Here is a 23,734-nt window from a genome sequence, read left to right on the forward strand (position 1 = left end):
GTGACCGACACTTCCACGACGGCCGTCATCTGGAGCGAGGACTTCCTGTCCTACCGGTGGGCCCACACCCACCCGATGAATCCCGTGAGGCTCGCGCTGACGATGACCCTCGCCCAGAGCCTCGGGGTGCTCGACGACGTCGAGACGGTGCCGCCGCAGGCCATCGACGACGACGCCCTCACCGCGGTGCACACCCGCGACTACATCGACGCCGTCCGCGCGGTGGGTTCCGGCACCGCGTCGCTGTCGGGTCCGCTGCTCGAGCGGCTGTTCGGACTGGGCGACGCGGACAACCCGGTGTTCGCCGGGATGCACGAGGCCGCCCGGCTCCTCGTCGGCGGTACCCTCGCCGCCGCGCAGACCGTGGCGTCGGGTGCCGCGACCCGCGCGGTCAACATCGGCGGTGGCATGCACCACGCGATGAAGGCCCGGGCCGCCGGGTTCTGCATCTACAACGACTGCGCGATCGCGATCCGATACCTGCTGGACAAAGGCTTCGACCGGATCGCCTACATCGACGTCGACGCCCACCACGGCGACGGCGTCCAGGTGGAGTTCGCGGCGGACCCGCGCGTGATGACCGTCTCGCTGCACCAGCATCCCGCGACGCTGTGGCCGGGGACGGGCTGGCCGACCGAGGTCGGCGACGGCGACGCGCAGGGGAGTGCGGTCAACCTCGCGCTGATGCCCAACACCGAGGATCGCCTGTGGCTGCGGGCATTCCATGCCGTCGTGCCGTCACTGATCGCCGGGTTCAAACCGCAGATCATCGTCAGTCAGTGCGGCGCCGACAGTCATCGCGCCGATCCCCTCACCGACCTGTCGCTCACCGTCGAGGGGCAGCGCGCGGCGATGATCGCGATGCGTGATCTCGCCGACAAATACTGTGAGGGACGGTGGATCGCGGTCGGCGGTGGTGGCTACGGCGTCGTCAACGTGGTGCCGCGCAGCTGGACCCACCTGCTCGGCGTCGCTCTCGACCGGGAGATCGACCCGACCACGACCATCGACGAATCCTGGTGCGCCACAGCCGAACAGATCTCCACCCAGGTGCACTCCGACTATGCCCGGCCGCCGGTCGGGGTGATGGGCGACGGCGGCGACGTCGACTATCAGCCGTGGGACGGCGATGCGGGTCAGGAGCCATTCGAGGGGGTGAGTGCAACGGCACAGCGACAGACCGATCGCGCGATCCTGGCGACCCGCCGCGCGGTGTACCCTCTGCACGGTCTCGACCCGGAGGATCCCCGTGACTGATCAGGACGTGTCGTCCACCCCAGAGCAAACGCCGACCACGCCGGAAACACTGGCCGATCAGCCCGAACCCCGTGGCGCGTGGGACTATCCGCGACACTGGATCGCCGACGTGCTGGCCTCCGACGGCGGGGTCGTGCACCTGCGTCCGATCGTCCCCGACGACGCCGAGCGGATCGTCGCCTTCCATTCCAAGCTCTCCGAACGCACCCGCTACATGCGGTACTTCGGCCCGACACCGACGCTGCCGCCCCGCGAGGTCGCCCGGATGACGACCGTCGACCATCAGCAGCGCGTGGCGATCGTGGCGGTGCTCGGCGGCGAGATCATCGCCGTCGGCATCTACGAGGGACTCGCCTTCGACGGCAAGCCGGAATCGGCCGAGGTCGCCTTCGTCGTGGCCGACGAACACCAGGGCCGCGGTCTCGGACCGATCCTGCTCGAACACCTCGCCGGCGCCGCGGCCGAGAACGGTTTCACCCGCTTCGAGGCCGAGGTGCTCAGCGAGAACCCGAACATGGTCGCCGTGTTCCGCGACGCCGGCTACCAACTCGCCCGCAGCTTCGACGGCTCGACGGTGCACGTGGAGTTCCTGATCGACCCGACCGAGGCGCTCCTGTCGGTGCGCAACGCCCGCGAGAACGCGTCGGAGGCCCGCAGCGTCGCGAACCTGCTGCGCCCCACCTCGGTCGCGGTCATCGGTGCGTCGACCGATCCGAACAAGGTCGGCAACGCGTTGCTGGCCAACATCATCGCCGGCGGGTTCACCGGTCCGGTCTTCCCGGTGAACGGACCGGCCCGCGTCGAGGAGGAGCCCGGTATCGACGCGCAGCGGCTCGGTCGCATGACGAGCCCGAGCCGGAAGCGAACCCGCGAACGGCCGCCGTCGGTCCGCGGCATCCGTGCCTACGAGACGGTGCGTGACATCCCGGACCCGGTGGATCTCGCGGTGGTCGCGGTCCCGGCGTCCCGGGTCGACGACGTCCTCGACGACTGTCTGGTGAAGGGTGTGCGGACGCTGGTCGTCGTGTCGGCGGGTTTCGGTGACTCCGGCGAGGAGGAGGGCCTCGAGAACGAGCGTCGCCTCGTCGCGCAGGTCCGCGAACACGGCATGCGGCTCGTCGGGCCGAACGCGCTCGGCGTGGCCAACAACGACGCCGGGATCGCGCTCAACGCCACACTTGCACCGCGGATCCCGGCTGCCGGCCGGGTCGGGTTCTTCTGCCAGTCCGGTGCGCTGGGCATCGCGATCCTCGACACCGCTGCCCGGCGGCAGATCGGGTTGTCGACCTTCGTCTCGGCGGGCAACCGTGCCGACGTCTCCGGCAACGACCTGCTGCAGTACTGGGACAGCGACGCCTCGACCGACGTGATCCTGCTCTACCTGGAGAGCTTCGGTAACCCGCGCAAGTTCGCGCGCATCTCGCGGCGGGTGTCGCGGGCCAAGCCGATCGTCGCGGTGAAGTCGGGCAGGGGAGCGATGAGCCCGGTCCGTGCGGCCCGGTCGACGGCCAACTTCGACGACCAGATCGCGCGCATGATGCTCGAACAGGCCGGTGTCATCCAGGTCGAGACGATCCCCGAGTTGTTCGACTGCGCGGCGTTGTTCGCCTATCAGCCGCTACCGCGCGGACCCCGCGTGCGGATCATCGGCAACTCGTCGGTGCTGGGCAGTCTCGCCGCCGACCAGGCACGCAACGGCGGCCTCGAGGTCGTCGACAACATCGACCTCGGTGCGGGGGCGTCGGAGGAACTGTTCGAAGATGCCGTCTCGGCGGCCATGACCGACACCGGCGTGGACGCGATCATCGTCGTCTTCGTGCCGCCGGTGGCGGTGGACGCCGACTGGCACGCCCGCGCACTCATGGCCGCGGCCAACACGCCGGGTGCCGATGGCGAGAAGCCGATCGTCACGACGTTCCTCGCCGTCGACGGCATCCCGCCGGGTCTCACCAAACCCGGCCCGAACGGTATGCCCGAACGCGGGTCCATCCCGTCATATGCCAGCCCGGAGCGCGCCGCGGCGTCATTGGCCCGTGCGTGGCAGTACGCGAAGTGGAAGTTGCGGCCGGAGTCGGCGATCCACCGGGCCGAGGGCACCGACCCCGAGGCGGCCCGTATGTACGTCCGCGAGGCGATGGACTCGGACGGGCAGTCGTCGGACCGTCTCCTCGGCCAGGTCGAGTCGGCGAGACTGCTGCGCTGGTACGGCGTCTCGGTCGTCCCGTTCCGTGAGGTCAGGACGATGCACGAGGCGTCGGCCGCAGCGCGGGAACTCGGCTTCCCGGTGGCGGTGAAGGCCACCTCGCCCAAGTGGCGGGGTCGTCTCGACCGTGAGGGTGCCCGGCTCGACCTGCCCGACGCGACGGCGGTCGTCAACGCGTTCGCCGAGCTGAGCGAACTCACCGGCGATCACGTCCTGCATGTCCAGAAGATGGCCCCGAAGGGCGTCGGCACGGTCATCCGCGTCCGCGACGACGAGTCGTTCGGGTCGGTGATCTCGTTCGGGTTGTCCGGGCGGACCTTCGACCTGCTCGGGGACCACGGCTACCGGGCGATCCCGCTCACCGAACCCGACGCCCGTGAACTGATCGACGAACCGCGTTCGGCGCCGCTCCTCTCCGGGTATCGAGGTGAGGAACCGGCCGACAAGGAGGCACTCGTCGACCTGTTGCTGCGGATCTCCACACTCGTCGACGACATCCCCGAGGTGCGCGACGTGCTCTGCGACCCGATCCTCGTGTCGGTCGAGGGCGCCTCGGTGCTCAACGCCCAGATACGAGTCGGCCCGGTGCCCGGAAGACGGGACACCGGACCGAGACGGCTCAGCTAGGAGACCGGAAGCGTCAGCTGGCGTAGGCGCGCAGGCGCTCGGCACGATCGCCGGCGCGCAGCTTGCCCATGACCTCGCGCTCGATCTGACGCACGCGCTCGCGCGACAGTCCGAACATGCGGCCGATCTGATCGAGGGTGCGCGGCTGGCCGTCGTCGAGGCCGTAGCGCATCCGGATGACCTGCTGCTCACGCTCGTCGAGGGTTGCGAGGACCGCCCGGATGTCGGAGTGCAGGAGACCGGCGATGACGGCGTTCTCGGCGGAGGTGGCCTCGGCGTCCTCGATGAAGTCGCCCAGCGGCGCCTCCTCGTCACTGCCGACCGGCATGTCGAGGCTCACCGGGTCGCGGCTGTGGTCGAGGAGGTCGGCGATCTTCTCGGCCGGGATGCCCGACTCGTTGGCCAGTTCCTCGTCGGTGGCCTCGCGGCCGAGCTGCTGGTGGAGCTCACGCTTGATGCGGGCGAGCTTGTTCACCTGCTCGACGAGATGGACGGGGAGCCGGATCGTGCGGCTCTGGTCGGCCATGCCGCGGGTGATGGCCTGACGAATCCACCATGTGGCGTACGTCGAGAACTTGAAGCCCTTGGCGTAGTCGAACTTCTCCATGGCGCGGATCAGACCCAGGTTGCCCTCCTGGATGAGATCCAGGAGCGGCATGCCGCGACCGGTGTAACGCTTGGCCAGCGAGACGACGAGACGGAGATTCGCCTCGAGCAGGTGGGCGCGTGCCGCCTCACCCTCGCGGACGATGGTCGCCAGGTCACGCTTCTTGGTGGCCGAGAGGCGCTTCTTGGTTGCCAGGACGTGCTTGGCGTAGAGGCCGGCCTCGATCTGCTTGGCGAGTTCGACCTCCTGCTCTGCGTTGAGGAGAGCGGTGCGTCCGATCCCGTTGAGGTAGACGCGGACGAGGTCCGCGGCCGGCGACTGGGCGTCGAGATCCTGCTCCGTCATCGCCGGGCGGGTGCCCGGGGCGGCGGGATCGGCGAAACCTGTGGTCGGGGTCGAACGTGCAACTGTCGAGCGTGACATGCGGCCTCCTGACTTGAATGCGTTCACTGGGTCCAACGTCCATGTGATGGCGATAGTTCCCGAAAGTCATTCGGCGCAAACCCGAAGGAGGCTTGGTGACCTGCGAAGACTTTCGCCGATTCGCAGGAGCGGCTGAGAAGTTGCTGAGATGTCGAACTCGGGGGAACCGCGAGCGCGTCAGTCGTCGGGATCGACGACGTGCCCCTCGACGGTTCCCCGGTCGAGTTGCTGATCGGTGTGCGAGAGGGCGGGCGGGCCGACGACGTGATGGTCGGCGCCGTACTTATAGTGCGGTACCTCGCCGCGCTTGCGGGGCGGGCGGTCGTTGGCGATCAGCACGGCCATCCACGGCAGCGGGATGGAGATGGCGACGATGGCCAGGGCGAGGAGTCCGGAGCCGGTGATCGAGTAGGCGATGCCGGCGACTATCAGTGCGGGGACGCGGAATGCCATCATGATCAGGTACTTGCGGACCCGGGCCTTCTGCTGCGCTTCGAGCGAGTCCTGGGCGTCGGTGATCAGGAAGGTCTCGGCGGGCACGGCCGGGTGTTCCGACCTGCCGAATCGTCTCGAGTCCTCGTGGTGGTCGTGCGGCTGACGGCCGGTCGCGCCCATGGAATCCCTTTGTTCGAACACCCTCTCCACTGTCCCACTTTCGGTTGCTCATTGCACTGACGGATTCCGGGCACCTGACGGCTGCCGCGGAGCAGCCTGTGCTTCGGGTTCCCCGGTGACGCACAATAGAGCAATGGCAACTGAAACCATCGAACGCCCCGATCTCGACGAGTGGACCGACACCGAGACCGACGAGAGGTCCGACGCCGACGCCACCGACAGCAGTGACGACGACCGGCCCAAGTTCTTCCACTACGTCAAGAAGGACAAGATCGCGGAGAGCGCCGTGATGGGCAGCCATGTGGTCGCGCTCTGCGGCGAGACCTTCCCGGTGACCCGTGCGGCCAAGCCGGGTTCGCCGGTGTGCCCGAAGTGCAAGAAGATCTACGCCAAGCTGCGCAAGTAGCGAGGGGGTCGCCGGGACCGGTCAGTCGCTCTCGCGGTCGCGCGTGGGACGTCGGATCGGTCCCGACGACAACCGGTCGGGAATCGTCTTGAGCTGGCCGGTGAAGTCGGAGGTCTGCGAGTTGACCCAGTGCCGGACCTGGGTCGTCGTGGACGCCTTGGCCGGCCAGAACTGTTGCACCGCCGCGTTGAACTCGGCCCCGATGACGATGCCGAAGCCGAGCGAGAAGGTGAACAGCAGGAAGGCGATCGGTGTCGCCAGCGCCCCGTAGGACACGCCCGCCTCGGTGATCTTCGTCAGGTAGATGCGCAGCACATAGCTGGCGACCCAGAAGAACACGCCCGCGACGATCGCGCCGCCGATGAGCCGGTGCCACGGCAGCGGATTGGGCAGGGCCAGGTGGTAGAGCGTGGTGAGCACGAACAGCAGGAGCACCGCGACGAACGGGAAATAGCCGAAGTCGATGAGTGTGGTCACGAACGACCCCCACGACTCCGGGACGATCGCCCGCAGATAGTTCGGTCCGAGTGCGACCAGCGGCAGCAGGAACACCGCCACGAACAGGAAGCCGACGTAGAGGAACAGCGCGAAGAACCGCTGCCACACCGGATGCCGGACCTCGTGCTGATCGTGCGCCTTGGCGATGGAGGCGATGAAACACGACATCGCCGACGAGCCGGCCCACAGCGACAGGATGAAGCCGACCGACATGAGTCCGATGCGGCCCCGTCCCAGGACGCTGTCCACGGTCGGGGTGATCAGGTCGTCGACGACCGTCTCGGTGAAGGTGCGCTGCGCGAACTCGATGATGCGGTCGTAGACGATGTCGACGGTGCCGGGTCCGAACCAGCCCGCGACGTAACCGACCGAGCCGAGGAGCCCGAGCAGCAGCGGGGGCAGCGAAAGCGCCTGCCAGAACGCGGCCTGCGCCGCCCAGCCGATGATCCCGTCGTCCCAGGACTTCACGATCGTCCGCCACACCACCCGGTGCATGTTGGGTAGGACCGGGGGACCGGGTTCGTTCTCGGCGTCGTCCGAATCCGAAGCCGCCTTCGCGCCGTTCGCCGGGACGGGCTCGTCGACTCCCTCGGGCTTCTCCGGCCGGTCGTGCACGACCGCGACGTCACGGGAGGCGGGTGCGGTGACGCCGGGGACGTCGGTGTCACCGGCGAGCGGGGCCGGCCGGCGCGGCGTCCGGATCGTCGTGTCGAGCGGTGCGGTCACCGCGCTCGACGGATTCGGGCGCACGGCAGTCACCGGCGACGTCGCGTCGTCGGTCAGTGGCACCGGATTCCTCTTTCGCGTTGTGATGAGTTCAATATCCCCGATCGAAGGCCGTAAAGGGTACCCGGGTCACCAGGCGCGTCGTTCGGAGCGACCACACGGTGATGCCCGCGTCGGTGTCGGCGAGCCGCGGCGAGGGGGTGTCGCGATGCGGGTGCGGGGGCGGCCCGGCGGTACGATTGCCGGGTCCCCTTCGGCGCGGGTCCTCCCAACGCGAGGGGTCATTTCATGCCCGGTAGGGAATCCGTACGCCGTCAGGAGCAACACACACGTGACGTCCGCCGAACCCTCCACCAGCAGTGCCGATGCGTCGGGAACCGCCGCTCCCAATCTCGGGTCGCTCCGTGCCTGGCAGCGCCGTGCGCTGACCAAGTACCTGACGCGCAGGCCGAAGGACTTCCTCGCGGTGGCGACGCCCGGCGCCGGCAAGACGACGTTCGGCCTGCGTGTCGCCCGCGAACTGCTCGACGATCGGACTGTCGAACAGATCACCGTCGTGGCACCCACCGAGCACCTCAAGCACCAGTGGGCCGAGGCGGCCGCGCGCGTGGGTATCGCCCTGGACTCGCACTTCTCGAACTCGGCCGGACAGACCAGCTCCGACTACAACGGCGTCGTCCTCACCTACGCCCAGGTGGCCGCGCACCCGACCAAGCACCGGGTCCGCACCGAGAACCGCCGCACCCTGGTCATCCTCGACGAGATCCACCACGGCGGCGACGCCAAGTCGTGGGGTGATGCGATCCGCGAGGCCTTCGACGACGCGGAACGCCGCCTGCTGCTCACCGGTACGCCGTTCCGCTCCGACGACTCGCCGATCCCGTTCGTCGTCTACGAGGCCGAGGCCGGCGGACACCAGCGCTCCAAGGCCGACCACACCTACGGCTACGCCGACGCGCTGAAGGACGGCGTCGTCCGTCCGGTGGTGTTCCTGGCGTACTCCGGCGAGGCGTGCTGGCGGACCAGCGCCGGCGAGGAGTTCACCGCGCGTCTCGGTGAGCCGTTGTCGGCCGAGCACACCGCGCGCGCCTGGCGGACCGCCCTCGACCCGCACGGTGATTGGATTCCGGCGGTCCTCACCGCCGCGCACACCCGACTCGGCCAGCTGCGTGCCAGCGGGATGCCCGATGCCGGCGGCCTGGTCATCGCGACCGACCAGTCGACCGCCCGCGACTACGCCGAACTGCTCACCGCCATCACCGGCAAGCAACCGACTCTGGTCCTCTCCGACGACCCCAAGTCCTCCTCCCGGATCGCCGAGTTCTCCGCGTCGAAAGACGAGTGGATGATCGCGGTGCGCATGGTGTCCGAGGGCGTCGACGTGCCGCGGCTCGCGGTCGGCGTCTACGCCACCAGCTCGTCGACCCCGCTGTTCTTCGCGCAGGCGATCGGTCGCTTCGTGCGATCGCGGCGCCCCGGCGAGACCGCGAGCGTGTTCCTGCCGTCGGTTCCCGTGCTGCTCGACCTCGCCAGCCAGATGGAGGCTCAGCGCGACCACGTCCTCGGCAAGCCGCACCGCGAGAGCGACGGCCTCGACGACCAGCTGCTCATCGACGCGAACAAGCAGAAGGACGAACCGGGGGAGGACGAGCCGGCGTTCCAGTCGCTGCACGCCGACGCCGAACTCGACCAGGTGATCTTCGACGGAGCGTCGTTCGGCACCGCCACCTTCGCCGGCAGCGATGAGGAATCGGACTACCTCGGCCTGCCCGGACTCCTCGACGCCGATCAGGTGCGCGCTCTGCTGCAGAAGCGCCAGGCCGAACAGGTCGTCGCCCGGTCGACCCCGGCGGCCGAGCCCAAGTCGGAAACCCCTGATCCCGGTCGTGCGCCCGGTACCACCGGGGAGAACCTGCACGCGCTGCGCAAGGAACTCAACACCCTGGTCGCCATGCACCACCACCGCACCGGGAAGCCCCACGGCATGGTGCACAACGAGCTCCGAACCCGGCTGGGTGGTCCGCCGACCGCGATGGCCACCGCCGAGCAGCTCAAAGAACGTATCGCCGCGCTGCGGACGTGGCGCTGAGCGCCCTCGGGGACCCGAACATGAGAGAACCCGGCCGGATGTTCCGGCCGGGTTCTCTCATCGTCTGTGGCTCGCCCGTCAGGCCATGACGAGTGTCAGACCAGTTCGCCCTCGGCTTCGACCACGGTGGCGCTGAGCTCCACCAGTCGGGCTTCGTGCTCGTTGAAGTGATGACGGCAGAAGAGAAGCTCGCCGCCCTTGGGCAGGACGGCACGTACCTTGGCTGCGGCACCGCAGCGATCACAGCGATCGGCGGCGGTGAGCGGTAGGTAGATCGGGGCTGTGGTGGTGGCGATGTCAGTCATTGTTCCTCCGTCCCGGTCCGGCGCCGGTGTCCGGACGCCTTCCCTTCGAGCCGACACATCCGGGCGATGCGTCAAACCTCACTCTGTCAGACGCTCGGCGGCTTCGTATTGTTCCGGCAGGTGCTATCGGTGTGTCGTCACTCACCGTTAACCCCAGGCAACAATCCGACAACGTCTCCCGGAATCAGCCGTCCGGGGTCGGCGACCGGTTTTCCGGAGTGCGGAACTAGTCCAGGTAATCCCGGAGAACCTGCGACCGCGACGGGTGGCGCAGCTTCGACATCGTCTTGGACTCGATCTGACGGATGCGCTCACGCGTGACGCCGTAGACCTGACCGATCTCGTCGAGGGTGCGGGGCTGGCCGTCGGTGAGACCGAAGCGCAGACGCACCACGCCCGCCTCTCGCTCGGACAGCGTCTCGAGGACCGACTGCAGCTGATCCTGCAGGAGGGTGAAGCTCACCGCGTCGACCGCGACGACCGCCTCGGAGTCCTCGATGAAGTCGCCGAGCTGGCTGTCGCCCTCGTCGCCGATGGTCTGGTCCAGCGAGATGGGCTCCCGGGCGTACTGCTGGATCTCCAGCACCTTCTCCGGGGTGATGTCCATCTCCTTGGCGAGTTCCTCGGGAGTCGGCTCGCGGCCGAGGTCCTGGAGGAGTTCGCGCTGGATGCGACCGAGCTTGTTGATGACCTCGACCATGTGCACCGGGATACGGATCGTGCGGGCCTGGTCGGCCATGGCCCGGGTGATCGCCTGACGGATCCACCAGGTGGCGTACGTCGAGAACTTGTAACCCTTGGTGTAGTCGAACTTCTCGACCGCGCGGATCAGACCGAGGTTGCCCTCCTGGATCAGATCCAGGAACGCCATGCCGCGGCCGGTGTACCGCTTGGCCAGCGAGACGACGAGTCGGAGGTTCGCCTCGAGCAGGTGGTTCTTGGCGCGGTTGCCGTCGCGGGAGATCCAGTTCAGGTCGCGCTTCTGCGCGGTGCTGATCTTCTCGCCGGAATCCATCATCCGACGGAGACGCTCGGTGGCGAACAGGCCGGCCTCGATGCGCTTGGCGAGCTCGACCTCCTCTTCGGCGTTGAGGAGGGCGACCTTGCCGATCTGCTTGAGGTAGGCGCGCACGCTGTCGGCGGAAGCGGTGAGCTCGGCGTCCTTGCGGGCCTGGCGGAGTGCCTCCGACTCCTCTTCGTCCCAGACGAAGTCACCGGACTTGGCGGCGGCGTCGGTCTTGGTCGGCTCCTTTGCCGCGGTCTTGGCGCCGGCGGGTGCCGCCTCGGCCTCCTCGGACTCGTCCGCGTCGTCGGAGTCCTCGGTCTCGTCCTCGTCGTCGACCTCGATGTCGTCGATCTCCACGTCCTCGAGCTCGCCGTCGGCGACGTCGATGTCGTCGATCGAGTTCGGGTCATCGGGCTCGGCGTCGGCGACACCCTCGGCGGAAGTGGCCTTCTTGGCTGCCTTCTTGGGGGCTGCCTTCTTGGTGGCCTTCTTCGCTGCTGCCTTCTTCGCGGGCGCCTTCTTGGCAGCGGTCTTCTTCGCAGCCTTCTTGGCGGTCCGCTTGGCCGGGGTTTCGGTCGAGGCGGTGGTCGACTGGGTCTCGTCGGCCTCGGCGTCCCCCTGGCGGGTCTTGATGGCTGCCACGTACAACCTTTCGAACTTCTCTTCAGCGGAGTCTTTGTCGGGTCCCGTGAGACGTGACACGGCAGCACGAGCCGCCGTGGACAAGGGCTTGGTTTCTCGGTTCAGATGACCGGTGACGACCATTGTAACGACATCGGCTCGCCCGATGTGACAAAGCCCTGGTCAATCGACGCGGCGGCCTAGGTTTTGATGCCCTGTGAGACCGCCATCGCCGCGCCCACGATACCGGCGGTGTTCAGCAGCGTGGCGGGCACGACCGGGGTCTTGTTGGTGAGCAGGGGAATCCACTTGTCGGCCTTGCGGCTGATGCCGCCGCCGGCGATGAACAGCTTGGGCCAGAACAGCGCCTCGTAGGCCTTGAGGACGTCGGACACCTTCTCGGTCCATTTCTCGTAGGACCAGTCCTTCTCCTCCTTGATCCGCGACGACGCCTGGTGCTCGGCCTCCTTCTTGCCGACCTGCATGTGACCCAGCTCGGTGTTGGGCACGAGGTTGCCGTTGATGAGGATCGCCGAGCCGATGCCGGTGCCGAACGTCAGCAGCATCACCACGCCGTCGACGCCCTTGCCCGCGCCGTAGGCGTCCTCGGCCATCCCGGCCGCGTCGGCGTCGTTGAGCACCGAGACCGCGCGCCCGCCGAGGTGGCGGCTGAACAGCTCGTAGACGTCGGTGCCGATCCACGCCTTGTCGATGTTCGCGGCGGTCCGCATGATGCCCTCGGTGACCACGCCCGGCAGGGTGATGCCGACCGGACCGGCCCAGTCGAAGTGGGCGACGACCTCGGCGACCGCGGCGGCGACCGCCTCCGGGGTGGCCGGCTGCGGGGTGAGCACCTTGAATCGCTCGCCGACGAGTTCGCCGGTGTCGAGATCCACGATGCCGCCCTTGATCCCGGAGCCGCCGACGTCGACGCCGAAGCCCGGATTCCTGGGGGTCGGCGAGCTGTCGGTGGCGGGCGTGTCGGTCATGGCGGAGTCCCCTTCGGCGGCCGGCGGTGATCGACATCAGGCTATCGGCGCCCGCCGCCGCACGCGCGGCATCCCTCCAGATGCGTTGCTTCGCCTCACCGGTGCGCGGTCCCGGCCGCCGATGTGCTGACATGGAACACGTGGATCAGACAATTCCGGTGGACGAACTGGCCGCCATCGCGGTGGACGTGGCGCAGGAGGCGGCCGCCCACGTGCGACGCCGCCGACCCGAATTGTTCGGTGCGACACCGGCACTTAACCCGGTGTCGACCAAGTCGACGGTGAGCCCGGTGTCGACGAAGTCGACGGAAACCGATCCGGTCACCGTCGCCGACACCGAGACCGAACGCCTCATCCGGCAGCTCCTGCACCAGGCGAGGCCCGACGACGAGGTCCTGGGGGAGGAGCACGGCGGGAGTCGTGCCGTCCCGTCCGGTGTGCGCTGGGTGGTCGACCCCATCGACGGCACGGTCAACTTCATGTACGGCGTCCCCGCCTATGCGGTGTCGCTGGCGGCGCAGGTCGACGGCCGCTCGGTCGCCGGTGTCGTCGTCGACGTGGCGCGCGAGGTCGTCTACGGGGCCGCTCTGGGCGGCGGTGCCTGGGTCGCCGACGGTGACGGCGACCGAGTGCCGCTGCGCTGCAATCCTGTCGACCGTGCGGAACTCGCCCTCGTGGCAACGGGTTTCGGTTACGCAGCCGACCGTCGGCGCGCGCAGGGACGGATCGTCGCGGAGCTGCTCCCGAAGGTGCGGGACATCCGGCGGATCGGTGCCGCGGCGCTCGATCTGTGCATGGTGGCCTCCGGCGCGGTCGACGCCCATTACGAACACGGCCTGAGTCCCTGGGACTGGGCTGCGGGCGGTCTCATCGCCGCCGAGGCGGGTGCGGTCGTGGTGACCCCGCCGCCGGACTCCCGGGCGGACGAGGGGCACATCACCGTGGCCGTCGCACCGGGTATCGCCGACGAGTTCCTCGGACTGCTGGACGAGGTCGGGGCGCGGGAACCGCTGGTCTAGGACGAACTCAGCACGGGGCCGAGTGGACCGCCTTCACCAGGGCGGGATCGGCACCGGTCTCGGGGTTGGTGGGATCGGCCGACCGCAGCGCCTCGAGCGCCGCCTGCGCGTCCTGGGAGAGCTCACCACCCGAGTGGTAGGTACCGAGTGCGACGTCGACCGCGGTACCCCGGCGTCCGTCGTCGACGAGCTGCGCGCAGGGGAACGCCAGCCAGGCGGCCGCGGCGGAGGCGCGGCCCGCAGGACCGAACCGGATCTGCGCGACGCAGTTGAGATCCCGGTTGACGTAGACGGGATCGTCGGCGAACGGGGTGTCGACGGCCGGCGTGAAGCCCTGGGCCGCGAGGTCCTCGGACACCGATCGGGCAGCGCCTCGTTCCTCGGAGGCGTTGAGGACGCGGACCTGGAAGGTCGACAGGGCGGCGGGTGCGACCTCCAGCATCTCGTCGCGGGGGACCGGGGTGAGGGCCGGCGGCTCCGCCGGCTCCGGCGCGCCGGCCTCCGTGGCGGTTGCCGGGGACGGCTGATTACAAGCCGTGGGAACCGATTCGCTGTCGTCGCTGCCGAGCACGACCGCCCAGACGATCACGCCGAGGACCATGAGGACCACCACCGTGATGATCGCCGGGGCATACCGGCGGCGCGGGTACGGGCGGCCCTGTTCGTCGGTCGGGTAGCCGGTCGTAATCTTCGAGACCACCGTGGAACGACTCCTCACTGGGGAAACTCACGAGCGGGTGTACTGCACCGGGAACGACGCCCCGCGCGATCTCCGCAACACTCTAGAGGGTCGATCGCGCCGCGGGTGCGAGCCTCGCCGCCGGTGCCGTGTCGTGACCTCTCCTACGGGCCCGACCTGCGTCAAACGCCCGATTTCGGACAAATTCGCGGTGCCGCATTGACGATTGACTGGACGTGGTCTATTCTTCGGGCGCTCGCGCTTCCAGACTCGGGGTGCAGCCGACATCGAACCGTGACCGAAGTCACACAATACGCCGGATTCTCGGGAACGAATTGCGCTCGAGCCGGTGTTGTAGTGACCCCACCGGCTAGACAATCCCGGCGGAGTCGTGCGCACACCCCTGGTGACGGCCGAGCCGGAACCGAGAGCGCCCCCTCACACTCGCAACAAGTAAGGCACACAATGGCTACTGATTACGACGCGCCACGACGCACCGAGGCCGAGGACCTCAACGAAGACTCGCTCGAGGAGCTGAAGGCCCGTCGGAGCGAGGCGCAGTCCGCGGCGGTCGACGTCGACGAGAGCGACACCGCGGAGTCCTTCGAACTGCCCGGGGCCGATCTCTCCGGTGAAGAACTGTCGGTCCGGGTCATCCCGAAGCAGGCCGACGAATTCACTTGTACCAGCTGCTTTCTCGTCTACCACCGTAGCCGGTTGGCCGAGGAGAACGGCAACTCGCTGATCTGCGTCGACTGCGCGTGAGTTCCGCGGATCACCCGCGGATGAGCACGACGAGTCCCTGACAGACAGGGCCTGACGAAGAAGGGGCCGCGCCATCAGGCGCGGCCCCTTCGTCGTGTCCGGTGTGACGTCCCGGTGTCGTCAGGCGGTCGTCGACGGGCGATCCGCGGCGGCGTCCGGGATGTCGAGCGCTGCCAGCAGCTCGGCCGGGCGACGGGTGGACACCAGCCAGTACGGGGTCGGGTCGTCGGGATCGTCGAGGACGATGAGGACCATGGTTTTCACCCAGAAGCGGTGCACCAGGTAGGCGGCGGGGTCGAGCTGCCGGCCGAGGGCGGCGCTCTTGGCGGTCGCCGGGATCGAGGCGCCGCGCGCGACGACGGCCCGCGGCAGACGCGCACGATGCGCCTGCAGTTCGCGGTCGGCGGTCACCCGGACGCGGGTGCGGCCCATCGACCACAGCACCAGGACACCGAGGATGGCGGTGACGACATAGCCGATCACGCTCCACTTGCTGCCGTGGGCGGACAACTGGATCTCGTAGCCCACCACGCCGGTCACGACGGCGGCGGCCAGCCACCACCACCACGGCACGTGCAGGCGCTCGTCGAACAGGTCCGCGGACCCGGAGTCGCGGCGCGTCGCCGGATTCTCCGACGTGCCGCCGGTGTTGTCAGGCGATTGAGGTGCGGTCACGTTGACCAGCGTAGTCTGCGTGCGTGACCCCAGATCTCCCCCCTCTGCCGCCCATCGCGGTCCGTCGACTCGACCCCGATCTGCCGTTGCCCACCCGGGCTCATCCCGGGGATGCGGGCGTCGACCTGTGCTCGACGATCGACCTGGAGCTGCCCGCGGGACGCCGGCAGCTGGTCGGCACCGGGATCGCGATCGCGCTGCCGTTCGGCACCGTCGGGCTGATCCATCCGCGCTCCGGGCTGGCCGCCCGCGCCGGCCTGTCCATCGTGAACACGCCCGGCACGATCGACGCGGGGTATCGCGGGGAGATCAAGGTCTGCCTGATCAATCTCGACCCCGAGCAGTCCATCACCATCTCGCGCGGTGACCGGATCGCGCAGCTGATCGTGCAGCGCGTCGAGCTGCCCGACTTCGTGGAGGTCGACGAACTCGACGACACCAGCCGCGGCGACGGCGGATACGGGTCCAGCGGCGGCCACGCCGTCCTGGGCTGAGCGCGACACGCCGGGCGTCGTCTGCCCCCGCGTCGATTAATCTTCAACACGAATGCGGATCAACGAGGAGTAGGCGATGACGAATAACGGTTCGGACGAACTGCGGGTCGGACAGGCACTGGGCCCCTACGACATCGACGCCCTCGCGACGGAGACGAGCGAGCTGGAGAACTCCCATCTCGACCTGGGTTCCGTGCTCGTGCCGGTGGTCGAGGGCGGGCAGGTGACCGTCGAGATGTCGGAGACCCACCAGCCCCAGAACGTCTACCTGGTCACCCCGATCGGCCGGATCTCGGTGAGTGCCTTCGCGGCGCCCAAGTCGCCGGGGATGTGGCGTGAGGTGGTCCGCGAACTGGCCGAGTCGCTGCGCGACGGCGGTGCGGCCACCAGCATCGAGGACGGCCACTGGGGCCGTGAGGTCGTGGCCGAGGTCGAGGGCGGCACGCACCGCTTCATCGGCGTCGACGGCCCGCGGTGGCTCGTGCGCTGTGTCGGCAGCGGTCCGTCGGAGAGCGCCGAGGATCTCGCGCGCCTGAGCCGGGCCGTGCTGGCCGAGACCGTCGTGCGTCGCGGTTCCGAGCCGCACCCGCCGCGCGAACCCCTCCCGATCGTGCTGCCGCCGGTGCTCGCCGACCAGGTGGCCGCCGCGCAACAGCAGATCTTCGCCGAGGCGGAGGCGGAGGCAGGGGCCGCGTCGCAGGCCCAGGCGCCCGCCCCCGAGGTCCCGGCCGCCGACGAATCGGACGGGGTTGCCGGGGGAGCACTGGACCAGGTCGCACACGCCACCGTCTACGGCGAGAACTCCTACACCGAGACCCCGGCCGAGGGCGGGTCGGGTGGACATGACGACCCGTCGGTCACCGCCGACCCGGACCCCGAGGACGACGCTCCGTTGCCGCCGTCGTCGGGCTCGGCGATGCAGCGCTTCTTCCGTCGGCGCTGATCCCGCTGCGGCCCGGCCGACGGCTCGACGCGTAGGTATGCATCGAGGCAACTCGCACCGAGCAGCGCGGGATCACGGCCCCACCCCTCGAGGGTGACCTCGACCAGCGCCGAATGCGGTGCTGCGTCCTCCCAGGCTCGGGCAACGGCGATCGGATGGATCGCGTCGTCGGGCGCCGCGACGAGTGCCAGCGGAACGGTGAGCCCGGCTATCCGTGCGGGTGTCGGGGCGCAGTAGCGCGCCGCGTCACGCAGCTGACCGATGACCTCGGGGTGCAGTCTGCGCCAGGAACGGGACAGCTCCTCGGCCAGCCAGTCCGGACTGCTCGCCGCCATCTCGGCGACCGTCGCCTCCAGTCCGTTTCGTTCCATCGCGTCGGCGGTCGCCCGTGCGCTCGCGGCGGCGAGCGCGGAGTCGGCGTCCCCGCTCCAGGCCGGTAGGGCCGCGAACACGCCCGCACAACGTCCGACGTGGTCGGCGAGGGCCCATTCGAGGGCGATCGCGGCGCCGATCGACACTCCTCCGACCAGAACGCAGTCGTGCTCGGCCGCCGCGCGGTCGAGGCCTCGACGGTGTCCGTCGACGAGAGCCGACGTCGGCTCGAGTGCCACCAGCTCCACCCCGAGCGTCGCGGCGGCGTGACCGAAGGCACGTGTGACGTGGTCGGCATCGGAACCGGTCCCGGGAATCACCACCAGCGCGGTGGGTTTTCGTGTTTGCGGACTGTCCACGACGGCATCAACTGTCATTCGGATGCGAGGCACCCAGAGATCATCCCTTAGGGTGTCCCGGGACTGCGGGTGCGCCCCAGTCGTCCACGTTGTCACCGGAGGGTGCCGGGTCTACGCTGGCGGACAGCCACCGATCATTCGTTCGGTGGCCACGGACGCTACGGCGGAAGCCCTGGCGCCGGTTGAAATCCATTGGGAGGTTGGGATGCCCACAGCTGGTTATCTCAAGCGACTGACCCGCCGACTCACCGAAGACCTCGGGGACGTCGACGCGGAGCGAATCGCCGAGGAGTCGAAGGCGACGGGCGCACAACGCGCGTCGGACTGCACCCGCGGCGAGGAGGTCACCATGCACGGCGAGCTGCGCGCGGTGGAGACCTGTTCACGCACGGCCAAGGCCGGCGTGAAGGCGGAGTTCTTCGACGGCTCCGACATCGTCATGCTGAAGTGGCTGGGCCGCAATCGCATCGCCGGCATCGAACCCGGCCGCAAGGTGACCGTGCGGGGCCGACTCGCCCTGCAGGACGGCCACAAGGTGATCTACAACCCCTACTACGAGCTGCAGGGCAGCGACGACGAGTGACACCCACGAGTGACACCGGCAGGTCGGACGACGAGTCCGCCGACCACGACGTCGAGCAGGAACCGGGCCTCGAGCCGGCCCCCACGGTGCTGGAACAGATCGGCGGCGTCTCCGGCCTGATCTACTCGACCGTCCCGGTCGTCGTGTTCGTCCCCGTCAACTCGTTCTTCGGCCTCACGGCCGCCATCGTCGCCGCGCTCACCGCCGCGGCCCTCGTCTTCGGAGTGCGGCTCGTCCGCCGCGAAGGGCTCTCCCCGGCGATCTCCGGCCTTCTCGGCGTGGCGATCTGTGTCTTCATCGCCAACCGGGTGGGGGACGCCAAGGGATACTTCCTCTTCGGGATCTGGACCACCCTCGCCTATGCGATCGTGTTCGTGATCTCCATCGTCGTGCGCTGGCCGCTGATCGGTGTCGCCTGGCACCTCGTCAACGGGCAGGGGACCGCCTGGCGCAAGCATCGTCGGACGTTGCGCGCCTACGACATCGCCACCGCCCTGTGGGCCCTGGTCTTCGCGGCGCGGTATCTCGCCCAGTCCGAGCTCTACGACCTCGGTGCCACCGGATGGCTGGCCTTCACCCGGATCGCGATGGGATGGCCGCTCACGGCTCTCGCGGTGCTCGCGACGGTCCTGCTCGTCCGCCGCGCGGTCCGCGAGGAAGAGACCGTCAGCGCGTGATCGTCAGCGTGTGATCTGCATGGCGTCGTAGAGGGCAGGTTCGGCCTCCGACGGGGCGATGAAGATCAGCTCGTCGCCGCCCTCGATCGGGTCGTCGCTCTGCGGCACGATGACGCGCCCGCCCCGCAGGATCGTGACCAGAGCCACGTCGCGCGGGAGTTCGAGCTTGCGTACCGGCTTGCCCGCCATCGGGGTGTTCGACGGCAGGGTGAGTTCGACGAGGTTCGCCTGTCCCTGGCGAAAGGTCATGAGGCGGACCAGGTCACCCACCGATACCGCCTCCTCGACCAGGGAGGCCAGCAGGCGCGGGGTCGACACGGCGACGTCGACGCCCCAGTCCTCACCGAAGAGCCACTCGTTGCGCGGGTCGTTGACCCGCGCGACGACGCGGTTGATCGCGAACTCGGTCTTGGCCAGCAGGCTCACGACCAGATTGGCCTTGTCGTCGCCGGTCGCGGCGATCATCACGTCGAAGGTCTGCAACTGCGCGTCTTCGAGTTTCGCGAGTTCGCAGGCGTCGGCGAGGATCCACTTGGCGCCCGCCACCGAGTCCGGGTCGATGTGGTCGGCCTTGCGCTCGAACAGCGTGACGTCGTGCGAGTTGACCAGGAGTTCGCGGGCGATCGAGCGCCCGACCGCGCCGGCTCCGGCGATGGCGACCTTCACAGGATGACTCCTCGGTGTTCGGGGCTCTGGTGTTCCGGGGTGTTCAGGACTCGGCCTGGGTGAACGGTCCCGCGGCGATGCTGCGCGCGTCGGCCAGGTGGTCGAGCAGGACGGCGCCGTAGACCACGTCGTCCTGCTGGAGAACGGTTTTGGACTCGGGCAGGATCGGCCGGCCGACCCGGTTGAGGAAGGCCACGCGAGCGCCGGTCTGCTCCTGGAACTTGGCGACCGACACCCCGATCCACGACTCGTCGACGTCGATCTCGGCGACGGCCAGGGAACCGGACGGGTCACGCCACTCGGCCGTCGCGGTCTCGCCGAGCGCGGAGACGAAACGTTCGGTCGTCCACGGCACGGTCGCGACGGTCGGAATGCCCAGACGCTCGTACACCTCGGCACGCTTGGCATCGTAGATGCGGGCGACGACGCGCTCGACGTCGAAGGTCTCCCGGGCCACGCGGGCGGCGATGATGTTGGAGTTGTCGCCGGAGGACACCGCGGCGAAGGCGTCGGCGTGCTCGATCCCGGACTTGACGAGGATGTCCCGGTCGAAGCCCACGCCGGTGATCGTGCGGCCCGCGAAATCGGTGGACAGCCGGGCGAACGAGGACGGGTCCCGGTCGATGATCGCGACGTCGTGTCCGCGTTTCTGCATCGCCATCGCGAGCGACGATCCGACGCGCCCGCAACCCATGATGACTACCTGCACGACATTCCTCTCCCGACGCGACCTGCGTGCCGCGAGTCGAACCTACCCGCCACGACGCGGACGCTCTAGGGTTGCCTGGTGTCCACCGTCTCCAAGGTGTCCGTCGCGACGAAGCGCCTCCTGCTCGGCAGGCCCTTCCGCAGCGACAAGCTGGGTCACACTCTGCTCCCCAAACGGATCGCCCTCCCGGTTTTCGCGTCCGACGCGATGAGCTCGGTGGCCTACGCGCCCCAGGAGATCTTCCTCGTCCTGTCGGTGGCCGGTATCACCGCGCTCGCGTTCACCCCCTGGGTCGCCGTCGCCGTCGCGGTGGTCCTCGCGGTCGTGGTCGCCAGCTATCGGCAGAACGTGCACGCATATCCGTCGGGTGGTGGCGATTACGAGGTCGCCACCGTCAACCTGGGCCCCAACGCCGGCCTGACGGTCGGCAGCGCTCTCCTCGTCGACTACGTGCTGACGGTTGCGGTGTCGGTGACGTCGGCGGCGGAGAACATCGGTTCGGCCGTGCCGTTCGTCAACGAGCACAAGGTCTGGTTCTGCGTCGGCGCGATCCTGATCCTGGCGGCGGTGAACCTCCGCGGCATCAAGGAATCCGGTGCGTTCCTGGCCATCCCGACCTACGCCTTCATCGTCGGCGTGCTGGGCATGCTCGTCTGGGGGTTCACCGAGATCTTCGTCCTCGGCGAGGAGATCCGTTCGGAGACGGCCGACTTCGGTATCGTCGCCGACCAGGACAACCTCACCGGACTGGCGCTGGTCTTCCTCGTCGCGCGCTCGTTCTCCTCCGGATGTGCCGCGCTGACAGGGGTCGAGGCCATCAGCAACGGTGTCCCCGCGTTCCGGAAACCCAAGTCCCGCAACGCCGCGACCACCCTCCTCATGCTCGGCGCATTCTCGATCACCCTGCTGCTGGGCATCGTCATGCTCGCCCAGGAGATCGGCGCGAAGTACGTGATGGACCCGTCGAAGGACCTCGTCGGTGCCCCCGAGGGCTACCAGCAGAAGGCGATGATCGCGCAGCTGGCTCACGCGGTCTTCGACTCGTTCCCGGCCGGTTTCTTCTTCGTCGCGGTGGCCACCGCGCTGATCCTGTTGCTGGCCGCGAACACGGCGTTCAACGGTTTCCCGGTGCTCGGTTCGGTCCTGGCGCAGGATCGATACCTGCCGCGACAGTTGCACACCCGTGGCGACCGCCTCGCGTTCAGCAACGGCATCCTGTTCCTGGCGGCCGCGGCGATAGTCTTCGTGGTCGCGTTCGGGGCGCAGGTGACGGCGCTGATCCAGCTCTACATCGTCGGCGTGTTCGTCTCGTTCACGTTGAGTCAGACCGGCATGGTGCGGCACTGGACACGACTGCTGCGCACCGAGACCGACCCCAGTGCCCGGCGGCGGATGATGCAGTCGCGGGTGGTGAACTCGGTCGGCCTGGTGATGACGGCCACGGTCCTGGTGGTGGTGCTGATCACGAAGTTCACCGCCGGTGCCTGGATCGCGGTGCTCGCCATGGTCTCGATCTTCGTGCTGATGAAGCTGATCCACCACCATTACGCGTCGGTTCAGCGCGAGCTCGACCGGGCCGAGACCGACGACGAGGGCGTGCTGCCCAGCCGGACGCATTCGATCGTTCTCGTGTCGAGTCTGCACATGGCCTCCAAGAGGGCCGTGCGCTACGCCCGGGCGACGAGACCGGACGTCCTGGAGGCGATCACGGTGAACGTCGACGACCGGGACACCCGTAAACTCGTCTCCGAGTGGGAGGCCAGCGACATCACGGTCCCGCTCAAGGTCATCGCCTCCCCGTATCGCGAGATCACCCGGCCGGTCATCGATTACGTGCGACGCATCCGCCGTGAGTCCCCGCGCGACGTGGTGACCGTGTTCATACCCGAATACGTCGTCGGACACTGGTGGGAGCAGATCCTGCACAATCAATCCGCGCTGCGGCTCAAGGGACGCCTGCTGTTCGAACCCGGGGTGATGGTGACCTCGGTGCCCTGGCAGCTCACGTCGTCGGACCGCCGCAAGGAGACCAAGAGGTACTGGGCGCCGGGTGAGACCCGCCGCGCCCTGGGCGAATCGGAGCGCACACTGTGACACCCCCGGCACCGACGCGGCGCGTCGAGGTCACCGTCGATCGTCCCGCGAACGGTGGGGAGGCGGTCGGACGTGCCGACGGTCGGGTCCTGTTCGTGCGCGGCGCGATTCCGGGCGAACGCGTGGTCGCCGAGATCACCGACGACCGCCACGACTCGTACTGGCGTGCCGAGGCCGTCGAGATCCTCGACGAGTCCCCTCATCGGGTTCCGGTGGTGTGCCCGGCGGCGGCCGGGGGAGCGGGATGCTGCGATCTCGGGCACATCGAGCCGGGGCACGCGCGCGACCTGAAACAGGCCGTGCTGCTCGACGTCCTGAGCCGGATCGGCCACCTCGACGAGGCGACGATCGCCGGCACCGACCTCGCGACGCGGGGGGTCGACCGGTTGCCGGGAACCGACACCGGCTGGCGCATCAGGACACGGCTGGCCGTCGACGGACGGGGTCGCGCCGGACAGCACGCGTTCCGCGGTTCCGCGGTGATCCACGACGTCTGCGTGCAGCCGGCGCCGGGAATGGTCGACGACCTCGCCGGCCGCCGGTTCACCCCGCACGCCGAACTGGCCGTGGTCCTCGACGCCGACGGCACCCGCCACATCACCGAACTCGCACCCGTCGCCGAGGTCCGGCACGGTGACGCCCGACGCCGCGCACAGCAAAACCGTCGCCGCCGCTCCCGACCCCGCGCACAGGTGGTCGTCGAGGGCGCCGAGTCCGCGGTGCATCGCGTCGGTGACCGGTCGTGGGACATCCCGGTGACCGGGTTCTGGCAGGCGCACCGCGCCGCGCCGCAGACCTACGCCGACACCGTCGTCGGCTTTGTTCGAGACCATCTCGGCACCGGCCCGCGGGTCGCATGGGACCTCTACGGCGGCGCCGGGGTCTTCGCCGGCGCGTTGCTCGACCACCACCGAACGGGCCTCGAGGAGGTCCACATCGTCGACTCCGACGCGGGCGCACTGGCGGCCGCGGCCCGGACCTTCGACGCCGACGGCGATCGCGTGGTCACTCATCAGGGTGAGGTGGCGGCCCGGGTCCACGACCTCGGGGCGGCGCCCGACGTCGTCGTCCTCGACCCGCCGCGCACCGGCGCCGGCGAGCGGGTCGTCGAGGCGATCGCGGCCGCCGAACCGGCCGTGGTGGTGCACGTCGGCTGTGATGCCGCCCGCTTCGCACGTGATCTCGGTCTCTTTGCCCGTGCCGGATATCGCGTCGCGCAGGTGCGCGGCTTCGACGCGTTCCCGCTCACGCACCATGTCGAGGCCATCGCGTGCCTGGTTCCGGTCTGAGCTCCACCCGCCGAGTGAGGTCGTCGACCATCCGAGGG

The 23,734-nt window shown here is 68.9% G+C and carries 22 protein-coding genes and 1 pseudogene; 12 read left to right on the forward strand and 11 right to left on the reverse strand.

All coding sequences use genetic code 11. The features are described from left to right. Both C5O27_RS13915 and C5O27_RS13920 read left to right on the forward strand, forming a co-directional pair. Positions 1 to 1,257 carry an acetoin utilization protein AcuC gene (locus C5O27_RS13915; RefSeq protein ID WP_006359499.1) on the forward strand — a complete coding sequence of 419 codons (1,257 nt, stop codon included), beginning with the start codon at positions 1 to 3 and terminating at the stop codon, positions 1,255 to 1,257. After that, positions 1,250 to 4,087, forward strand: a complete 2,838-nt coding sequence (locus C5O27_RS13920) for a bifunctional acetate--CoA ligase family protein/GNAT family N-acetyltransferase (protein ID WP_208651364.1) — start codon at positions 1,250 to 1,252, stop codon at positions 4,085 to 4,087. The genes C5O27_RS13915 and C5O27_RS13920 overlap by 8 nt, the downstream gene beginning before the upstream one ends. A gap of 13 nt (positions 4,088 to 4,100) precedes the next feature. Here C5O27_RS13920 and C5O27_RS13925 read toward each other — a convergent pair whose 3' ends face one another. Both C5O27_RS13925 and C5O27_RS13930 read right to left on the reverse strand, forming a co-directional pair. Then, positions 4,101 to 5,039 (reverse strand): sigma-70 family RNA polymerase sigma factor, encoded by a 939-nt coding sequence (locus C5O27_RS13925; RefSeq protein WP_174310882.1) that lies wholly within the window; start codon positions 5,037 to 5,039, stop codon positions 4,101 to 4,103. A gap of 255 nt (positions 5,040 to 5,294) precedes the next feature. Continuing rightward, positions 5,295 to 5,732 (reverse strand): DUF3099 domain-containing protein, encoded by a 438-nt coding sequence (locus tag C5O27_RS13930; RefSeq protein ID WP_127962955.1) that lies wholly within the window; start codon positions 5,730 to 5,732, stop codon positions 5,295 to 5,297. A gap of 133 nt (positions 5,733 to 5,865) precedes the next feature. Between C5O27_RS13930 and C5O27_RS13935 the strand changes: the two genes are divergently transcribed. Further along, complete coding sequence (locus tag C5O27_RS13935; protein WP_005197294.1) at positions 5,866 to 6,138, forward strand: DUF3039 domain-containing protein; 273 nt, start codon at positions 5,866 to 5,868, stop codon at positions 6,136 to 6,138. A gap of 21 nt (positions 6,139 to 6,159) precedes the next feature. Here C5O27_RS13935 and C5O27_RS13940 read toward each other — a convergent pair whose 3' ends face one another. Next, a complete protein-coding gene (locus C5O27_RS13940) occupies positions 6,160 to 7,425 on the reverse strand; it encodes a YihY/virulence factor BrkB family protein (RefSeq protein WP_127962956.1) in 1,266 nt (421 codons plus the stop codon). 268 nt (positions 7,426 to 7,693) lie between these two features. Here C5O27_RS13940 and C5O27_RS13945 point away from each other — a divergent pair, with 268 nt between their 5' ends. After that, a complete protein-coding gene (locus tag C5O27_RS13945) occupies positions 7,694 to 9,451 on the forward strand; it encodes a DEAD/DEAH box helicase (RefSeq protein ID WP_127962957.1) in 1,758 nt (585 codons plus the stop codon). A 95-nt stretch (positions 9,452 to 9,546) separates the two neighbouring features. Here C5O27_RS13945 and C5O27_RS13950 read toward each other — a convergent pair whose 3' ends face one another. The 3 genes from C5O27_RS13950 to ppgK all read right to left on the reverse strand — a co-directional run bounded on the left by C5O27_RS13950 (position 9,547) and on the right by ppgK (position 12,372). After that, positions 9,547 to 9,756, reverse strand: a complete 210-nt coding sequence (locus C5O27_RS13950) for a DUF7455 domain-containing protein (RefSeq protein WP_005197291.1) — start codon at positions 9,754 to 9,756, stop codon at positions 9,547 to 9,549. 226 nt (positions 9,757 to 9,982) lie between these two features. Next, positions 9,983 to 11,527: an RNA polymerase sigma factor gene (locus tag C5O27_RS13955; RefSeq protein ID WP_279636544.1), complete on the reverse strand. Its 1,545-nt coding sequence runs from the start codon at positions 11,525 to 11,527 to the stop codon at positions 9,983 to 9,985. Positions 11,528 to 11,583: 56 nt separating this feature from the next. Further along, a complete protein-coding gene (gene ppgK / locus C5O27_RS13960; protein ID WP_035754137.1) occupies positions 11,584 to 12,372 on the reverse strand; it encodes a polyphosphate--glucose phosphotransferase in 789 nt (262 codons plus the stop codon). A 131-nt stretch (positions 12,373 to 12,503) separates the two neighbouring features. Here ppgK and C5O27_RS13965 point away from each other — a divergent pair, with 131 nt between their 5' ends. Continuing rightward, the gene (locus C5O27_RS13965; protein ID WP_127962959.1) at positions 12,504 to 13,391 is read left to right on the forward strand and encodes an inositol monophosphatase family protein; all 888 of its coding nucleotides are present in this window, start codon (positions 12,504 to 12,506) and stop codon (positions 13,389 to 13,391) included. 7 nt (positions 13,392 to 13,398) lie between these two features. Here C5O27_RS13965 and cei read toward each other — a convergent pair whose 3' ends face one another. Beyond that, entirely contained in the window at positions 13,399 to 14,091 is a 693-nt protein-coding gene (cei, locus tag C5O27_RS13970; protein ID WP_035754138.1) for an envelope integrity protein Cei, read from the reverse strand. Between the two features lie 444 nt (positions 14,092 to 14,535). Here cei and C5O27_RS13975 point away from each other — a divergent pair, with 444 nt between their 5' ends. Continuing rightward, complete coding sequence (locus C5O27_RS13975) at positions 14,536 to 14,835, forward strand: DUF4193 domain-containing protein (RefSeq protein WP_005197286.1); 300 nt, start codon at positions 14,536 to 14,538, stop codon at positions 14,833 to 14,835. A 120-nt stretch (positions 14,836 to 14,955) separates the two neighbouring features. On the opposite strand, the gene C5O27_RS13980 is transcribed toward C5O27_RS13975, so the two are convergent. Further along, positions 14,956 to 15,510, reverse strand: coding sequence for a DUF3093 domain-containing protein (locus C5O27_RS13980; RefSeq protein ID WP_035754139.1), 555 nt, complete (start codon positions 15,508 to 15,510; stop codon positions 14,956 to 14,958). A 23-nt stretch (positions 15,511 to 15,533) separates the two neighbouring features. Here C5O27_RS13980 and dut point away from each other — a divergent pair, with 23 nt between their 5' ends. Together dut and C5O27_RS13990 are read left to right on the forward strand one after the other, a co-directional pair. Beyond that, positions 15,534 to 16,004 (forward strand): dUTP diphosphatase, encoded by a 471-nt coding sequence (gene dut / locus C5O27_RS13985; RefSeq protein WP_006357275.1) that lies wholly within the window; start codon positions 15,534 to 15,536, stop codon positions 16,002 to 16,004. 76 nt (positions 16,005 to 16,080) lie between these two features. Continuing rightward, complete coding sequence (locus tag C5O27_RS13990; RefSeq protein WP_127962960.1) at positions 16,081 to 16,947, forward strand: DUF3710 domain-containing protein; 867 nt, start codon at positions 16,081 to 16,083, stop codon at positions 16,945 to 16,947. Between the two features lie 26 nt (positions 16,948 to 16,973). Here the strand turns inward: C5O27_RS13990 and C5O27_RS13995 are convergent. After that, positions 16,974 to 17,696: pseudogene (locus C5O27_RS13995) on the reverse strand (alpha/beta hydrolase); the annotation flags it as partial. Positions 17,697 to 17,883: 187 nt separating this feature from the next. On the opposite strand from C5O27_RS13995, the gene C5O27_RS14000 reads away from it, so the two are divergent. After that, a complete protein-coding gene (locus tag C5O27_RS14000; RefSeq protein WP_006866415.1) occupies positions 17,884 to 18,261 on the forward strand; it encodes an OB-fold nucleic acid binding domain-containing protein in 378 nt (125 codons plus the stop codon). After that, positions 18,258 to 18,938, forward strand: a complete 681-nt coding sequence (locus tag C5O27_RS14005) for a DUF3159 domain-containing protein (RefSeq protein ID WP_127962961.1) — start codon at positions 18,258 to 18,260, stop codon at positions 18,936 to 18,938. The genes C5O27_RS14000 and C5O27_RS14005 overlap by 4 nt, the downstream gene beginning before the upstream one ends. Positions 18,939 to 18,941: 3 nt before the next feature. Here the strand turns inward: C5O27_RS14005 and C5O27_RS14010 are convergent, their stop codons facing one another. Both C5O27_RS14010 and C5O27_RS14015 read right to left on the reverse strand, forming a co-directional pair. After that, on the reverse strand, positions 18,942 to 19,604 hold the full coding sequence (locus tag C5O27_RS14010; protein WP_035754141.1) for a potassium channel family protein: 663 nt from the start codon (positions 19,602 to 19,604) through the stop codon (positions 18,942 to 18,944). 43 nt (positions 19,605 to 19,647) lie between these two features. Beyond that, positions 19,648 to 20,313 carry a potassium channel family protein gene (locus C5O27_RS14015; RefSeq protein WP_006357281.1) on the reverse strand — a complete coding sequence of 222 codons (666 nt, stop codon included), beginning with the start codon at positions 20,311 to 20,313 and terminating at the stop codon, positions 19,648 to 19,650. 78 nt (positions 20,314 to 20,391) lie between these two features. On the opposite strand from C5O27_RS14015, the gene C5O27_RS14020 reads away from it, so the two are divergent. Both C5O27_RS14020 and C5O27_RS14025 read left to right on the forward strand, forming a co-directional pair. Further along, positions 20,392 to 22,407: an APC family permease gene (locus C5O27_RS14020; protein WP_127962962.1), complete on the forward strand. Its 2,016-nt coding sequence runs from the start codon at positions 20,392 to 20,394 to the stop codon at positions 22,405 to 22,407. After that, entirely contained in the window at positions 22,404 to 23,696 is a 1,293-nt protein-coding gene (locus tag C5O27_RS14025; protein ID WP_127962963.1) for a class I SAM-dependent RNA methyltransferase, read from the forward strand. The genes C5O27_RS14020 and C5O27_RS14025 overlap by 4 nt, the downstream gene beginning before the upstream one ends. Positions 23,697 to 23,734: the final 38 nt, after the last annotated feature.

Origin of the sequence: Gordonia alkanivorans (genome assembly GCF_004011905.1) — a bacterium.
Classification (GTDB): domain Bacteria; phylum Actinomycetota; class Actinomycetes; order Mycobacteriales; family Mycobacteriaceae; genus Gordonia; species Gordonia alkanivorans.

What these genes read in the sequence shown, in the direction of transcription:
- C5O27_RS13925 (WP_174310882.1), bottom strand. Translation starts at nt 5,039, where the DNA reads ATGACGGAGCAGGATCTCGACGCCCAGTCGCCGGCCGCGGACCTCGTC.
- C5O27_RS13930 (WP_127962955.1), bottom strand. Translation starts at nt 5,732, where the DNA reads ATGGGCGCGACCGGCCGTCAGCCGCACGACCACCACGAGGACTCGAGA.
- C5O27_RS13935 (WP_005197294.1), top strand. Translation starts at nt 5,866, where the DNA reads ATGGCAACTGAAACCATCGAACGCCCCGATCTCGACGAGTGGACCGAC.
- C5O27_RS13950 (WP_005197291.1), bottom strand. Translation starts at nt 9,756, where the DNA reads ATGACTGACATCGCCACCACCACAGCCCCGATCTACCTACCGCTCACC.
- C5O27_RS13955 (WP_279636544.1), bottom strand. Translation starts at nt 11,527, where the DNA reads ATGGTCGTCACCGGTCATCTGAACCGAGAAACCAAGCCCTTGTCCACG.
- ppgK (WP_035754137.1), bottom strand. Translation starts at nt 12,372, where the DNA reads ATGACCGACACGCCCGCCACCGACAGCTCGCCGACCCCCAGGAATCCG.
- C5O27_RS13965 (WP_127962959.1), top strand. Translation starts at nt 12,504, where the DNA reads ATGGAACACGTGGATCAGACAATTCCGGTGGACGAACTGGCCGCCATC.
- C5O27_RS13975 (WP_005197286.1), top strand. Translation starts at nt 14,536, where the DNA reads ATGGCTACTGATTACGACGCGCCACGACGCACCGAGGCCGAGGACCTC.
- C5O27_RS13990 (WP_127962960.1), top strand. Translation starts at nt 16,081, where the DNA reads ATGACGAATAACGGTTCGGACGAACTGCGGGTCGGACAGGCACTGGGC.
- C5O27_RS14000 (WP_006866415.1), top strand. Translation starts at nt 17,884, where the DNA reads ATGCCCACAGCTGGTTATCTCAAGCGACTGACCCGCCGACTCACCGAA.